The organism is Enterobacter dykesii (assembly GCF_008364625.2).
Classification (GTDB): Bacteria; Pseudomonadota; Gammaproteobacteria; order Enterobacterales; family Enterobacteriaceae; genus Enterobacter; species Enterobacter dykesii.
In genome coordinates this window covers 1,917,857-1,932,380 of the sequence record NZ_CP126604.1, presented here as the reverse complement: position 1 = coordinate 1,932,380, position 14,524 = coordinate 1,917,857, and the positions used below count along the sequence as shown (strand labels likewise).

12 protein-coding genes are annotated in these 14,524 nt (G+C 56.9%); 9 read left to right on the top strand and 3 right to left on the bottom strand.

The window, feature by feature from the left end; all coding sequences use genetic code 11:
* The first annotated feature begins 22 nt into the window (after nucleotides 1-22).
* From F0320_RS09260 to tus, 5 genes are all read left to right on the top strand, one after another.
* Nucleotides 23-265: a DUF4060 family protein gene (locus F0320_RS09260; protein WP_020882485.1), complete on the top strand. Its 243-nt coding sequence runs from the start codon at nucleotides 23-25 to the stop codon at nucleotides 263-265.
* A 64-nt stretch (nucleotides 266-329) separates the two neighbouring features.
* Nucleotides 330-545, top strand: a complete 216-nt coding sequence (gene xisR / locus F0320_RS09255) for an excisionase family protein (RefSeq protein WP_047647992.1) — start codon at nucleotides 330-332, stop codon at nucleotides 543-545.
* A complete protein-coding gene (locus F0320_RS09250; RefSeq protein ID WP_149323852.1) occupies nucleotides 545-1,825 on the top strand; it encodes a site-specific integrase in 1,281 nt (426 codons plus the stop codon). The genes xisR and F0320_RS09250 overlap by 1 nt, the downstream gene beginning before the upstream one ends.
* 29 nt (nucleotides 1,826-1,854) lie before the next feature.
* Nucleotides 1,855-3,153, top strand: a complete 1,299-nt coding sequence (rstB, locus tag F0320_RS09245; protein WP_126328370.1) for a two-component system sensor histidine kinase RstB — start codon at nucleotides 1,855-1,857, stop codon at nucleotides 3,151-3,153.
* 73 nt (nucleotides 3,154-3,226) lie between these two features.
* Nucleotides 3,227-4,156 carry a DNA replication terminus site-binding protein gene (gene tus, locus F0320_RS09240; RefSeq protein ID WP_126328369.1) on the top strand — a complete coding sequence of 310 codons (930 nt, stop codon included), beginning with the start codon at nucleotides 3,227-3,229 and terminating at the stop codon, nucleotides 4,154-4,156.
* Here tus and fumC read toward each other — a convergent pair whose 3' ends face one another.
* Together fumC and fumA are read right to left on the bottom strand one after the other, a co-directional pair.
* Entirely contained in the window at nucleotides 4,157-5,551 is a 1,395-nt protein-coding gene (gene fumC / locus F0320_RS09235; RefSeq protein WP_126328368.1) for a class II fumarate hydratase, read from the bottom strand. It abuts the gene before it with no gap.
* 139 nt (nucleotides 5,552-5,690) lie between these two features.
* Nucleotides 5,691-7,337 (bottom strand): class I fumarate hydratase FumA, encoded by a 1,647-nt coding sequence (fumA, locus tag F0320_RS09230; protein ID WP_029740299.1) that lies wholly within the window; start codon nucleotides 7,335-7,337, stop codon nucleotides 5,691-5,693.
* 199 nt (nucleotides 7,338-7,536) lie between these two features.
* On the opposite strand from fumA, the gene manA reads away from it, so the two are divergent.
* Together manA and F0320_RS09220 are read left to right on the top strand one after the other, a co-directional pair.
* A complete protein-coding gene (gene manA / locus F0320_RS09225) occupies nucleotides 7,537-8,712 on the top strand; it encodes a mannose-6-phosphate isomerase (RefSeq protein WP_126328367.1) in 1,176 nt (391 codons plus the stop codon).
* A gap of 99 nt (nucleotides 8,713-8,811) precedes the next feature.
* Entirely contained in the window at nucleotides 8,812-10,326 is a 1,515-nt protein-coding gene (locus tag F0320_RS09220) for a YdgA family protein (RefSeq protein WP_126328366.1), read from the top strand.
* Between the two features lie 124 nt (nucleotides 10,327-10,450).
* On the opposite strand, the gene F0320_RS09215 is transcribed toward F0320_RS09220, so the two are convergent.
* Nucleotides 10,451-11,479 (bottom strand): Mal regulon transcriptional regulator MalI, encoded by a 1,029-nt coding sequence (locus F0320_RS09215; RefSeq protein ID WP_126328365.1) that lies wholly within the window; start codon nucleotides 11,477-11,479, stop codon nucleotides 10,451-10,453.
* Between the two features lie 177 nt (nucleotides 11,480-11,656).
* Here F0320_RS09215 and malX point away from each other — a divergent pair, with 177 nt between their 5' ends.
* Together malX and F0320_RS09205 are read left to right on the top strand one after the other, a co-directional pair.
* On the top strand, nucleotides 11,657-13,249 hold the full coding sequence (malX, locus tag F0320_RS09210) for a maltose/glucose-specific PTS transporter subunit IIBC (protein WP_126328364.1): 1,593 nt from the start codon (nucleotides 11,657-11,659) through the stop codon (nucleotides 13,247-13,249).
* A gap of 48 nt (nucleotides 13,250-13,297) precedes the next feature.
* The gene (locus F0320_RS09205; protein ID WP_126328363.1) at nucleotides 13,298-14,470 is read left to right on the top strand and encodes a MalY/PatB family protein; all 1,173 of its coding nucleotides are present in this window, start codon (nucleotides 13,298-13,300) and stop codon (nucleotides 14,468-14,470) included.
* Nucleotides 14,471-14,524 lie beyond the last annotated feature (54 nt).

Here is a 14,524-nt window from a genome sequence, read left to right as displayed (position 1 = left end):
AACCCTCCCTCAAGGAGAAGAAATGCGACTGATTAATCGAGGCAGTAAGCAATCCCCTTTAGCTCGCCAGGCATGTGAAATCGCACTCGCAGCCCACCAGCAAAGATATGGTGATTATGGGCGCAGCAAGATGAAAGAGACTTATACGGTGAGAGTGGAAGGCGTGAAGGTCTGGGTTGAAGTGGTCAACTGCAAGGCAAGCTACGTTGCCACAGCAATGACCGGCATGCGCCGACTGCGTTCCCTGCCCGGCCAGGCAAACTGAAACTGAAATATCAACGACTACAGACCGGCATATCTATACTCATGCCGGTTACCTGAGGTGAACCATGTCGCAGGTAATTTACGATTCAGAATGGGGCGTTGCTTCAAAACTAAAAGAGAAGACAGGCCTTACCGATCGTCAGATTAAAAGCTATCGCCAAACCTCCTGGGTAGAAGGTGTTCATTTTAAGAGAATCCCATTGGATGGAAGCAGCTCCGAAGAGCGAGGACTTGTCTGGTACAACATCCCAAACATTAACAGGTTTGTGAAGGAGGCATAATGGCTGCAATGCCAACGGGTGTTGAGATCCACAACAATAAGATACGAATAAGTTTCAAGTTTCAGGGCGTTAGATGCCGAGAAACATTGAAAGGATGGATCGTAAATGCATCGAATCTCAAAAAAGCCGGGAATCTAAGGGCCAAAATTGTAAGCGAGATTCAGCTGGGAACTTTTGACTACCGGGGCATGTTCCCGGAGTCAAAGGTGGCATCAAAGTTTTATACATCTAAAAACATTACGACGTTCGCCGAACTTGCATCAACCTGGTATGAAAACCATAAAATCGATCTCTCACCCAATGCCACAAGAAGCTATGGGATAGCTGTAAGAACGTTAACAAAACTAATCGGCCCTGAAACGCTGGTTGCAGCCGTCACCAACAGCGACATTCTGGGCTGGAGAAAGGAATTACTGACTGGCGAGACTAACTATGCTCCCGAAAAGAGGAGAAATAAAACCGGCCGCGCCGTTAGAACAGTAGATTATTATCTGGCCATCCTGCGACAAATCCTCGACTATGCGGTTAAAAATAAAGTCATTTCATATCAACCATATGTCGGGATAAAAAGGCTTCGCAAAGGGCAAACAAAACCAGATCCACTTCTGAGACATGAGTTTGAGCAGTTGAAAGAGACTGCTCCGGCTCAGCAGAAAAACATGTGGCAATTTTTTGCTTACACCGGCGTTCGGCCCGGGGAGCTTTGCGCTCTTGCCTGGGAGGATATCGATCTTAATTCCGGCGAAGCCAACATTGCGCGCAATCTAACTCAGGAAGGCTTGTTTGGACCACCCAAAACCGAAGCTGGATACCGGACGATAAAGTTACTGGAGCCGGCTCTGGAAGCTTTGCGAGCTCAAAAGGAACTTACCGGGGGTGCCCCTAAGGTACCAATCACTTTTCACCACCGGGAGTTCGGTAAAACGGAAACGCAGAAACTGCACTTTGTGTTTATGCCTCGACCTCAGAAAGGCAAGCAAGCTGCGTACTATTCAGTCAGTTCAATTGTGTCATTATGGGATATTACGGTAAGACGATCGGGAATTCGCCGCAGACGCCCGTATCAGCTGCGTCATACATACGCATGCTGGATGTTGTCGGCAGGTGCTAATCCTGCTTTTATAGCGAATCAGATGGGTCATGAGAATGCAGAGATGGTCTTCCATGTATACTCTGCGTGGATAAATGCTCTTGATAGCGATCAGGTATCATTTCTGAATCAGCGCTTTGGCGGATATGCAAATGCCCCTATAGTGCCCCTGAAGATAAAAACAAAGTAGTTAATTACTTGATTTCCCGGTGATATTTAATGAAAAAGCTGTTTGTGCAGTTTTATCTTTTGCTGTTTGTCTGCTTCCTGGTCATGACCATGCTGGTCGGGCTGGTGTATAAATTTACCGCCGAACGTGCGGGCAGACAGTCTCTGGACGACCTGATGAAAAGCTCGCTCTATCTGATGCGCAGCGAGCTGAGAGAGATCCCGCCGCACGACTGGGCGAAAACCCTCAAAGAGCTGGACCTGAATCTGTCGTTCGATTTACGCATCGAGCCGTTAAAAGATTTTGAGCTGGATCCGCCCGCCATGCAGCGTCTGCGCGACGGGGACATCGTCGCGCTGGATGAGAAATACACCTTTATCCAGCGCATTCCGCGCAGCCATTACGTGCTGGCCGTAGGGCCGGTGCCCTATCTCTATTATCTGCACCAGATGCGCCTGCTGGACATGGCGCTGATGGCCTTTATCGCCATTTCGCTCGCGTTTCCGGTCTTTATCTGGATGCGCCCGCACTGGCAGGACATGCTGAAGCTGGAATCCGCCGCGCAGCGTTTTGGCGAGGGGCACTTTACCGAACGCATTCACTTCGACAGCGGTTCCAGTTTTGAACGTCTGGGCGTGGCCTTTAACCAGATGGCCGATAACATCAATGCCCTGATCGCCAGTAAGAAGCAGCTGATCGACGGGATTGCACACGAGCTGCGCACGCCGCTGGTTCGCCTGCGCTATCGTCTGGAGATGAGCGAGAATCTGACTGACGCGGAGTCTCAGGCGCTTAACCGCGACATCGGCCAGCTTGAGGCGCTGATTGAGGAGCTGCTGACCTACGCGCGCCTCGATCGTCCGCAAAACGAGCTGAACCTCAGCACGCCGGACCTGCCCGCCTGGCTGCAAACCCACATCGATGACGTTCAGAGCGTGAACCCACAGCGCACGCTGTTAATGCGGGTCACGCCGGGTGATTACGGCGCGCTCGATATGCGCCTGATGGAGCGCGTGCTGGACAATCTGATGAACAACGCCATGCGCTACAGCGAAAGCACGCTACAGATTGGGCTGGATTTGCAGGGCAATCAGGCCAGCCTGACGGTGGAGGATGACGGTCCGGGTATTGCTCCGGAAGCGCGAGAAACCGTGTTTGAACCGTTTGTCCGCCTTGACCCGAGCCGCGATCGCGCCACCGGAGGATGTGGTCTGGGGCTGGCAATTGTCTACTCTATCGCGCAGGCGATGGGCGGCACGGTGCATTGCGAAGAGAGCGAGCTCGGCGGCGCGCGCTTCTGCTTTAGCTGGCCGGTATACCATAACATCGCCCTTCCCGTCCCTGCCTGACCTCAACCGCACGCTGGCCTGACCCGGCGTGCTGTGCTATATGATAAGTATGTTGTAACTAACGAGAGTGTTTATGGCGACCTACGATCTCCTCGAACGGCTGAACAGCACGTTTCGGGAAATAGAACACGAGCTCCTGACCCTGACCGAACGTTTGCAGACCTGCCGTCTGCTGGCCGCGCGCGTCTTTACCCTGCCCGAGGTGGCCAAAGGGGCCGAGCACGACCCGCTGGACACCATCGCGGTTGAACAGCACATCGGCAGCGCCGCTCTTGAGCTGGCGCTGAAACACTATCGTCGCCTGTTTATCCAGCAGCAGTCAGAAAACCGCAGCAGTAAGGCGGCCGTGCGTCTGCCCGGCGTGATCTGCCTGCAAACTGATGCGACAACGCGCGACGCGCTGGAAAGCCAGATTACCCATATCAACACCCTGAAAGCGGCCTTTGAAAAGATCATCACCGAAGAGTCCGGCCTCGCCCCTGCCGCCCGGTTTGAATGGGTGCACCGCCAGCTTCCGGGGCTGATTACCCTGAACGCCTATCGCACGCTGACGGTACTGCGTCACCCCGCCACGCTGCGCTTCGGCTGGGCGAATAAGCACATCATTAAAAACTTCACCCGGGATGAGATTCTGGCGCAACTGGAAAAAAGCCTGAAGACGCCGCGCACCGTCGCGCCGTGGTCGCGCGAGCAGTGGATTGAGCGCCTGGAGCAGGAGTACCACAGCATCGCCTCGCTTTCGGCGGACGCGCGCCTCAAGATAAAGCGTCCGGTGAAGGTACAGCCTATCGCCCGCGTCTGGTATTCCGGCCAGCAAAAACAGGTTCAGTATGCCTGCCCTACGCCGCTGATTGCGCTCTATGATGCCGACCAGGGGGCCATCGTGCCGGATATTGGTGAGCTTTTGAATTACGATGCGGACAATGTCCAGCACCGTTACAGACCTCAGGCGCAGCCGCTACAGCTAATTATTCCGCGGCTGCACCTGTACGTGGCGGGATGACTATTTCAGGCTGCCGACCATCGCTTCCGGGCGCACCCAGGCGTCGAACTCCGCCTCCGTCAGATAGCCCAGCGCCAGGGCGGAGGCTTTCAGCGTCAGCCCCTCTTTATGCGCTTTTTTAGCGATCTCGGCGGCTTTGTCGTAGCCGATATGGGTATTCAGCGCCGTCACCAGCATCAGGGATTCATTGAGCAACTGGCTGATACGTTCGCGATTCGGCTCAATCCCTACCGCGCAGTGCTCCTTAAAGCTCTCCATGCCGTCCGCCAGCAGACGAATCGATTGCAGAACGTTGTGGATCACAATCGGGCGATAGACGTTCAGCTCGAAGTTGCCGGACGCACCGCCCAGGTTGACGGCCACGTCGTTGCCCATCACCTGACAGCAGAGCATGGTCATGGCTTCGCACTGGGTCGGGTTGACTTTACCCGGCATGATGGAGCTGCCCGGCTCGTTTTCCGGGATGCTGATTTCACCGATGCCGCAGCGCGGACCCGAAGCCAGCCAGCGCACGTCGTTAGCGATTTTCATCAGCGAAGCCGCCAGCCCTTTCAGCGCGCCGTGGGTGTGGACCAGCGCATCGCAGGTTGCCAGCGCTTCGAACTTGTTGGGCGCCGTGACGAACGGCTGCCCGGTGATATTTGCCAATTCCTCCGCCACGCGCACCGCGTATTCAGGATGGGTATTTAACCCGGTCCCGACCGCCGTCCCGCCGAGCGCCAGCTCCGCGAGGTGCGGCAGGCTGTATTCAATGTGCTTCAGGTTATGTTCCAGCATCGCCACCCAGCCGGAAATCTCCTGGCCGAGCGTCAGCGGCGTGGCGTCCTGCAGGTGCGTACGGCCAATTTTGACGATGTCGCGGAAGGCCTGCGCTTTCTCGTTGAGCGTGGATTTCAGGACGTTAAGCTGCGGGATAAGCTGGTCGCGGATAGCAATCACCGCCGCCACGTGCATCGCCGTCGGGAAGACGTCGTTGGAACTCTGGCTTTTATTGACGTCATCGTTCGGATGAACCTTACGCTCCATGCCGCGCACGCCGCCCAGCAGTTCGCTGGCCCGGTTCGCCAGCACTTCGTTCATGTTCATGTTGCTTTGGGTGCCGGAACCGGTCTGCCAGATGGCGAGGGGGAATTCGTCGGGATGCTTGCCCGCCAGCACTTCGTCGGCGGCGTTGATGATGGCGGCGGCTTTGTCTGCCGCCAGCAGGCCTAAATCCTGGTTTACTTTCGCGGCGGCGCGTTTGGTGAGCGCCAGCGCCTGAATCAGCGAGACGGGCATTTTTTCAGTCGAGATACGGAAATGCTCCAGCGAACGCTGGGTTTGCGCGCCCCAAAGCTTGTCGGCCGGGACGTCGATGGCGCCCATCGAGTCTTTCTCATGGCGTACCGTGGTCATTACTTTCTCCTTGATAACAAAAGAGGGATTGCTCACATGCTTAAGGGATAAGTATTGATGACTTCTGAGAAACGTTATGGCGCTTTGTGCGCTCTTTAATGTGTCGGGTGGCGACTGCGCCACCCGACTATTTACTGCACTACTTCACGCACGCCGAACACTGGGACGACTGGATCTGCTTGAAGAAGTCGTTGCCTTTGTCATCCACGAGGATAAACGCCGGGAAGTCTTCCACTTCAATTTTCCAGATCGCCTCCATACCCAGTTCAGGGTATTCCACGCACTCCAGGCTCTTAATGCTGCCCTGCGCCAGAACCGCAGCCGGGCCGCCGATGCTGCCGAGGTAGAAGCCGCCGTGCTTGTGGCAGGCATCCGTCACCTGCTGGCTGCGGTTGCCTTTCGCCAGCATGATCATGCTGCCGCCGTTGGCCTGCAGCTGGTCTACGTACGAGTCCATACGCCCTGCGGTGGTTGGGCCTAACGAGCCGGATGCATACCCTTCAGGCGTTTTCGCCGGGCCTGCGTAGTAGATCGGGTGATCTTTAATGTACTGCGGCAGCCCTTCGCCGTTGTCCAGACGCTCTTTCAGCTTCGCGTGCGCGATGTCGCGGCCCACGATGATCGTGCCGTTCAGGGAGAGACGGGTCGAGACCGGATACTGAGAAAGCTGCGCCAGAATCTCTTTCATCGGACGGTTCAGGTCGACGCGAACCGCTTCACCCTCACCCGCTTTGCGCAGCTCTTCCGGAATGTATTTGCCCGGGTTGTTTTCCAGTTTTTCGATCCACACGCCTTCGCGGTTGATCTTCGCCTTGATGTTGCGATCCGCAGAGCAGGACACGCCCATCCCGACCGGACAGGAGGCACCGTGACGCGGCAGACGGATCACGCGCACGTCGTGGGCAAAGTATTTGCCGCCAAACTGCGCGCCGAGCCCCAGGTTACGCGCCTCTTCCAGAAGCTCCTGCTCAAGCTGCACGTCGCGGAACGCCTGGCCGTGCTCGTTACCCTCGGTAGGCAGGCCGTCGTAGTATTTGGTTGAGGCCAGCTTGACGGTTTTCAGCGTGCTTTCCGCCGACGTACCGCCAATCACAAACGCGATATGGTACGGCGGGCACGCCGCGGTACCCAGGGTGCGCATCTTTTCAACCAGGTAATTTTTCAGCTTGCCCGGGGTGAGCAGCGCCTTGGTTTCCTGGTAAAGATAGGTTTTGTTGGCTGAACCGCCGCCTTTGGCGATACAGAGGAATTTGTACTCGTCACCGTCGACGCTGTAGAGATCGATCTGTGCTGGCAGGTTGGTGCCGGTATTGACCTCTTTGTACATATCCAGCGCCGCGTTTTGCGAGTAGCGCAGGTTATCTTCGGTGTAGGTGTTGTAGACGCCGTGCGCCAGGGCCGCTTCGTCACCGCCGCCGGTCCAGACGCGCTGGCCTTTTTTACCCACGATGATAGCCGTGCCGGTATCCTGACAGGTTGGCAGAACACCTTTCGCCGCGATGTCTGAGTTACGCAGGAACTGCAGGGCTACGTATTTATCGTTCTCACTGGCCTGCGGGTCGCTCAGGATATCGGCAACCTGCTGCTGGTGCGCTGGGCGCAGCATAAACGAGGCGTCGTGGAAAGCGTGCTGCGCCAGCAGCGTCAGCGCCTGCGGATCCACCTTGAGGATCTCTTGTCCTTCAAACTCAGAGACGGAGACGTGATCGCGGGTTAACAGGTAATACTCGGTCCGATCCTTACTGAGGGGGAAAGGATCCTGATAATGGAAGGGTTTATTCGACATTGGTCTCTCACTTACTGCTTCGGTCTGTTTATTCAGGGCAGATGTTCCGCTGCCCGGCTTAAAAGCGAGTCAGCTTATCCTACACAATTTTTTAACAAAAACTGAGACTAGTACGACTTTTTACATCCACAGGTTACTTCCATGAGGTTTATTGCTTTAATACCCGGAGTTAATTCCATAATTGAATCAGGGCTTGATAATGCAAAAACTCATTAACTCAGTGCAAAACTACGCCTGGGGAAGTAAAACTGCGTTAACGGATCTCTACGGTATCGCGAACCCGAACAACCTGCCGATGGCAGAACTGTGGATGGGGGCGCACCCGAAGAGCAGCTCAAAAATTGAAGACGCCAGCGGCCAGGTCCGCAGCCTGCGTGACGTGATCGATGCCGATACAGCCGCGCTGCTGGGCGACAAGGTGGCTCAGCGCTTCGGCGAATTGCCGTTCCTGTTCAAGGTGCTGTGCGCCGACCAGCCGCTCTCCATCCAGGTTCATCCGAACAAGAAAGCCTCTGAAATCGGCTTTGCGAAAGAGAACGCGGCGGGTATTCCGTTAGACGCCGCCGAGCGTAACTACAAAGATCCTAACCACAAGCCGGAGCTGGTCTTTGCGCTGACCCCGTTTCTGGCGATGAATGCGTTCCGCGAGTTTTCAGAGATCGTTTCTCTGCTGCAACCGGTCGCGGGGGCCCATAAAGCTATCGCGCATTTCCTTGAAAACCCGAACGCAGACGCTCTCAGCCAGCTGTTTGCCAGCCTGCTGAATATGCAGGATGAAGAGAAATCTCACGCGCTGGCGGTACTGAAAGCGGCTCTGGGCAGCCAGCAGGGCGAACCCTGGGAGACTATTCGTCTGATTTCCAGGTTCTACCCGGACGACAGCGGCCTGTTCTCCCCTCTGCTGCTGAACGTGGTGAAGCTGAATCCGGGCGAAGCGATGTTCCTGTTCGCGGAAACCCCGCACGCCTACCTTCAGGGCGTGGCGCTGGAGGTGATGGCCAACTCCGATAACGTGCTTCGCGCGGGCCTAACGCCGAAATACATCGATATTCCTGAGCTGGTTGCCAACGTGAAGTTCGTGGCGAAACCTGCCGCGGAGCTGCTGACTCAGCCGGTGAAAAACGGCGCAGAGCTGGACTTCCCGATTCCGGTTGAGGATTTTGCCTTCTCCCTGCACGACCTGAGCCAGGCCGAAACCGCCATCGCGCAGGAGAGCGCGGCGATCCTGTTCTGCGTGGAGGGCGAAGCGACGCTGCACAAAGGTGAACAGCGTCTGGTGCTTAAGCCCGGTGAGTCAGCATTCGTTGCAGCCAGTGAGTCTCCGGTCAGCGTAAGCGGCACCGGTCGCCTGGCGCGCGTTTTCAATAAGCTTTAACCACTTACTGAATTTTTTAACAACTCTTGCTAAGCTAGTTGCAGGCTTAATATCTCCGGGCGGTTCTTACCGCCTGGTTTCATTTTAGGGATAGTCGCAATGAAAAAATCGGTCGTAGCGGTTGGAGTGATTGTAGCGTTAGGCGTGGTCTGGACGGGTGCTTCCTGGTTTACCGGGAAACAGCTGGAAGGCCGTCTGGCTGAGATGGTGGCGCAGGCTAACGGAGAGATTAAGCGCAGCGCGCCGGAGGCGGGCCTTGAGCTGAGCTACCAGAACTATCATCGCGGCGTCTTTACCAGCCGTATGCAGCTGGTAGTGAAGCCGGTTGCCGGTGCTGAAAATGGCTGGCTGAAACCGGGCCAGAGCGTGGTGCTGGACGAGGTAGTGAGCCACGGTCCGCTGCCGCTGGCGCAGCTGAAGTCCTTTAACCTGATCCCGTCGATGGCGTCCGTTCATACCGTGCTGGTGAATAACGACGTCACCAAACCGCTGTTTGACCTGGCAAAGAATGAATCGCCTTTCGACATTAATACCCGCATCAGCTATGCCGGTGACACAAGTTCAGATATCGCTCTGAAAGCGCTGAACTACGAGAAAGAGAATGAGAAAGTCGCCTTCAGCGGCGGTCACTTCAAACTTGACGCTGACCGCGACGGAAACGTGTTCTCCCTGACGGGTGAAGCGGAAAGCGGCCTGGTCAATGCCGTGAACGAATATAACCAAAAGGTTCAGCTCACCTTCAACAACCTGAAGGCCGACGGCAACAGCCGAATGACCGATTTCCAGGAGCGTATCGGCGATCAAAAACTGTCTCTGGACAAGGTTGCCATTGCGGTTGAAGGCAAAGAGATGGCCGTGCTGGAAGGCATGGACATCAACGGCAAATCCGACGTTTCCAAAGACGGTAAGAGCATCAACACGCAGCTGGATTACACGCTGAAGAGCCTGAAGGTGCAGAATCAGGATCTGGGCACCGGCAAACTGTCGCTGAAGATCGGCAATATCGACGGCCAGGCGTGGCACGAGTTTAGCCAGAAATACAGCAAAGAGAGCCAGGCGCTGCTGACCGATGCCGCACTTCAGCAGAACCCTGAGGTGTACCAGCAGCAGGCGATGGCGGTACTGTTCAACAACCTGCCGATCCTGCTGAAAGGCGAGCCGGTGGTCACCGTTGCGCCGCTGAGCTGGAAAAACAGCAAAGGCGAAACCAGCTTCAACCTGTCGCTGTTCCTGAAAGATCCGGCAACCGCAACGGGTGAACCGCAGACGCTGGCGCAGGAAGTGGATCGCAGCGTGAAGTCGCTCGACAGCAAGCTGACCATCCCGATGGATATGGCGACCGAGTTTATGACCCAGATTGCGAAGCTGGAAGGCTACGGCGATGAAGACGCCGGCAAGCTGGCGAACCAGCAGGTGAAAGGTCTGTCGGCCATGGGCCAGATGTTCCGCATTACCAAAGTGGAAAACAACACGATCTCCACCAGCCTGCAGTACGCCAACGGCCAGGTCACGCTCAACGGCGACAAGATGCCGCTGGAAGACTTCGTCGGCATGTTTGGTATGCCTACGCTGGGGATGCCGGAACCGGCTGAACCGGCAGCGCCGCAGCAGTAAACGGCAAAACCCCTCGCATGAGGGGTTTTTTATTGCCGGGTGGCGCTGACGCTTACCCGGCCTGTGATCCCGGGCCGCTGTAGGCCCGTGCAAGCGAAGCGCCGCCGGGCTTGCGCAGCGGAGATTATTTCACCGTCACCAGCCGCGCCGCCACAATCTGGTGTCCGGCCTGAACGTCCGTATTGTCGATGCGCTGCATGATCCTGTCAGCCAGCGTGTAGCCCATCTCCCGCGCGGGGGTGGTAGCCCAGACGATCGGCAGATCGTCGAGCGCGTTTTCACCGACGTCGGCGAACGCCCCGAGCGCCACCTGGTGGCCGAAGAAGGTTTCCACCCCGCCCTCGCCGCTCTGACGCCCGGCGCGGATCAGGCCAAACCAAGCGCCCATGGCAATCACGTCGTTGTAACAAATCACGGCGCTGATCGTCGGGCTGCTGCGCAGCAGCGCGCCTATCGCTTCCGCCGCTTTCTTCTGGCTGGATTCACACTCTACGACCCATTCGCTGTGGAACGGCAGGCCGTATTTAATCAGCGTCGCGCAGTAGCCGCCGACCCGCTCGGCGCGCGTCAGGGACGAGCTTTTCCCGCCCAGCCAGGCAATGCGCTGATGCCCGCGACGAATCAGATGCTCGGTCAGCATTTGCGCAGCCTGCATGTTATCCGGGCGCAGCGTATCGGCCTCGTCCAGATAGCTGGCGCGCGAAGCAAACACCAGCGGCACGCCCTTTTCAGCAGCGCACTCGCACAGTTCGCTGCCCACGCCCGATGCGCCGGCGACGATCACCCCGTCAACACCCTGGTTCAGCAGCATATCGAGCCGGGAGAGAAGCTGATCGGCCTCGCGACCGCCGTGCAGAAGAAAGACCATCCGCCCCTGCGCTTCAAGCGCTTCGGTTAACCCTGCGGTCAGCTCCGCATAGAAAGGTGACGTCAGGTCGCGAACAATCAGGCCAATCACCCCGCTTTGCCCACCGCGCAGCGCCGACGCCTGACGGTTACGCACAAAACCCAGCTGCTCAACCGCCTCGTTAACCCGCTGACCGGTCGCAGGAGAGATGCGCCCTTTTCCGCTCAGCACCAGAGAAACGGTGCTGACGGAAACGCCCGCCGCCAGCGCGACATCGTTGATGGTGATTTTTTTCGCTACAGCCATGTGTTGGCGTGACTCCCTGAAATGAGATCGGTAAAACGTTTTATCAATACGTTATCTTTATACTACCAGTCAAAGCCTGAGAATGTGATTTAGCGCGCACTAAATTTTGATAAAACGTTTTATCTTCTCGCAGCATTGAAGCAGGCAAACTGATTTTAACAATAAAGGAGTCGTTTTATGACGGCGAAAGCAGCACAAAAAATATCGCTGTGGGAATTTTTCCAGCAACTGGGTAAAACCTTTATGCTGCCCGTGGCACTCCTCTCGTTCTGCGGGATCATGCTCGGGATCGGCAGCTCGCTGAGCAGTAAAGACGTCATCACGCTGATCCCGTTCCTCGGTACCCCGGTGCTGCAGGCGATCTTCATCTGGATGAGTAAAGTCGGCTCCTTTGCGTTTAGCTTCCTGCCCGTGATGTTCTGTATCGCTATCCCGCTGGGCCTGGCGCGCGAGAACAAAGGCGTCGCGGCGTTTGCCGGATTTGTGGGCTACGCGGTGATGAACCTGGCGGTTAACTTCTGGCTGACCGCGAAAGGCATTTTGCCGACCACCGACGCTGCCGTGCTGAAGGCCAACAACATTCAGAGCGTGATCGGCATCCAGTCTATTGATACCGGGATCCTCGGGGCGGTGATCGCGGGTGTGATTATCTGGATGCTGCACGAGCGCTTCCACAATATCCGCCTGCCGGATGCCCTGGCGTTCTTCGGCGGTACTCGCTTTGTGCCGATTGTTACCCTGGTCGTGATGGGTCTGTTCGGTTTAATCATTCCGCTGATCTGGCCGGTCTTTGCGATGGGCATCAACGGTATTGGCCGCATCATCAACGGCGCGGGAGATTTTGGTCCGATGATCTTCGGCACCGGCGAGCGTCTGCTGCTGCCGTTTGGCCTGCAGCATATCCTGGTGGCCCTGATTCGCTTCACCGAAGCGGGCGGTACCATGGAGGTGTGCGGTCACGACGTGAGCGGCGCGCTGACCATCTTCCAAGCGCAGCTGAGCTGTCCGACCACCCACGGCTTCTCCGAAAGCGCCACCCGCTTCCTGTCTCAGGGTAAAATGCCGGCCTTCCTCGGCGGCCTGCCGGGTGCCGCGCTGGCGATGTACCACTGCGCGCGCCCGGAAAACCGTCATAAAATTAAAGGCCTGCTGATTTCCGGCGTGATCGCCTGCGTCGTGGGCGGTACCACCGAGCCAATCGAATTCCTGTTCCTGTTCGTCGCACCGGTGCTGTACCTCATCCACGCCGTGCTGACCGGTCTGGGCTTTACCGTGATGGCGGTGCTGGGCGTGACCATCGGCAACACCGACGGCAACGTGATCGACTTCGTGGTGTTCGGGATCCTGCACGGCCTGTCCACCAAGTGGTACCTGGTGCCGGTCGTGGCGGCTATCTGGTTTGCGGTGTACTACGGCATCTTCCGCTTCGCCATCACCCGCTTTAACCTGAAAATGCCGGGCCGCGATACCGATACGGCGAGCAGCGTTGAACAGGCGGTTGCCGGGACCGTGGGCAAATCCGGCTACAACACACCGGCCATTCTGGCGGCGCTGGGCGGCGCGGATAACATTACCTCGCTGGATAACTGCATCACCCGCCTGCGTCTGTCGGTGGCGGATATGTCAAAAGTGGATACCAACGCCCTGAAAGCCAACCGGGCCATCGGCGTGGTACAGTTAAATCAGCACAATTTGCAGGTGGTTATCGGCCCGCAGGTCCAGTCGGTGAAGGATGAGCTGGCAACCCTGATGCGAACAGTTGAAGCCTGATGCCTCAGCCCCCTCTCATGAGGGGGTTTTACTTTAAGGACTCACGTCATGTTTGATTTTTCTACCGTCGTGGATCGACACGGCACCTGGTGTACGCAGTGGGACTACGTCGCCGACCGCTTTGGCGCGGCCGACCTGCTGCCCTTCACCATCTCGGATATGGATTTCGCCACCGCGCCCTGCATTACCGACGCGCTGCATCAGCGCATCAATCACGGCGTGCTGGGCTACAGCCGCTGGAAGAACGATGAGTTTCTCGCCGCCGTCGCGCACTGGTTCCAGCAGCGCTTTAACAGCCAGATTGATACGGAAACCGTCGTTTATGGTCCTTCCGTTATCTACATGGTGTCAGAGCTGATTCGTCTCTGGTCAAACCCCGGCGACGGCGTGGTGGTTCACACCCCGGCATACGACGCGTTTTACAAAGCTATTGAAGGGAATGCGCGTCATGTGGTGCCCGTGGAGATGGAAAAGCACGCCGCAGGCTGGCAGGGAAATATGGCGGCGCTGGAAGCGGCCCTGGCGAAACCGGAAAATAAAATTTTACTTCTTTGCAGCCCGCAAAACCCAACCGGCAAGGTCTGGAAGCGGGACGAGCTGACGCAGATGGCTGAACTGTGCGCACGCTATAACGTGGCGGTTATCAGCGATGAAATTCATATGGATATGGTGTGGGGAGAGCATCGTCACACGCCGTGGAGCGCGGTGGCGCGCGGCAAATGGGCGCTTCTCAGTTCCGGCTCGAAAAGCTTTAATATTCCGGCGCTGACGGGCGCTTACGGCCTGATCGGCGATGAAGCGAGCCGTAACGGTTATCTCAGCGCGCTAAAAGGCCGGGACGGCCTCTCTTCTCCTTCCGTGCTGGCGCTGACGGCGCATATCGCCGCCTATCAGCAGGGAGCGCCCTGGCTGGATGCCCTGCGACACTATCTCGAAGAAAATCTGTCCTTTATCGCGCAGGAAGTAAACCGCGCGTTTCCGAAGCTGAACTGGCAGCCGCCCGAAGCGACCTACCTGGCCTGGATTGACCTGCGCCCGCTGAACATTGACGATCGGGCGCTGCAAAAAGTGCTGATCGAGCAGCAAAAAGTCGCCATCATGCCGGGATATACCTACGGCAAAGAGGGAAACGGCTTTGTTCGCCTGAACGCCGGGTGTCCGCGCAGCAAGCTTGAACAAGGGGTGCAACGCCTGATTGCCGGGATTAACACCCTCCTCTAATCAGTTTGCGCAACGGAATATTCCCTTGCGCAAATAGCTTTTTACCCCGTTTTG

What these genes read in the sequence shown, in the direction of transcription:
- F0320_RS09260 (WP_020882485.1), top strand. Translation starts at nt 23, where the DNA reads ATGCGACTGATTAATCGAGGCAGTAAGCAATCCCCTTTAGCTCGCCAG.
- xisR (WP_047647992.1), top strand. Translation starts at nt 330, where the DNA reads ATGTCGCAGGTAATTTACGATTCAGAATGGGGCGTTGCTTCAAAACTA.
- F0320_RS09250 (WP_149323852.1), top strand. Translation starts at nt 545, where the DNA reads ATGGCTGCAATGCCAACGGGTGTTGAGATCCACAACAATAAGATACGA.
- rstB (WP_126328370.1), top strand. Translation starts at nt 1,855, where the DNA reads ATGAAAAAGCTGTTTGTGCAGTTTTATCTTTTGCTGTTTGTCTGCTTC.
- tus (WP_126328369.1), top strand. Translation starts at nt 3,227, where the DNA reads ATGGCGACCTACGATCTCCTCGAACGGCTGAACAGCACGTTTCGGGAA.
- fumC (WP_126328368.1), bottom strand. Translation starts at nt 5,551, where the DNA reads ATGACCACGGTACGCCATGAGAAAGACTCGATGGGCGCCATCGACGTC.
- fumA (WP_029740299.1), bottom strand. Translation starts at nt 7,337, where the DNA reads ATGTCGAATAAACCCTTCCATTATCAGGATCCTTTCCCCCTCAGTAAG.
- manA (WP_126328367.1), top strand. Translation starts at nt 7,537, where the DNA reads ATGCAAAAACTCATTAACTCAGTGCAAAACTACGCCTGGGGAAGTAAA.
- F0320_RS09220 (WP_126328366.1), top strand. Translation starts at nt 8,812, where the DNA reads ATGAAAAAATCGGTCGTAGCGGTTGGAGTGATTGTAGCGTTAGGCGTG.
- F0320_RS09215 (WP_126328365.1), bottom strand. Translation starts at nt 11,479, where the DNA reads ATGGCTGTAGCGAAAAAAATCACCATCAACGATGTCGCGCTGGCGGCG.
- malX (WP_126328364.1), top strand. Translation starts at nt 11,657, where the DNA reads ATGACGGCGAAAGCAGCACAAAAAATATCGCTGTGGGAATTTTTCCAG.
- F0320_RS09205 (WP_126328363.1), top strand. Translation starts at nt 13,298, where the DNA reads ATGTTTGATTTTTCTACCGTCGTGGATCGACACGGCACCTGGTGTACG.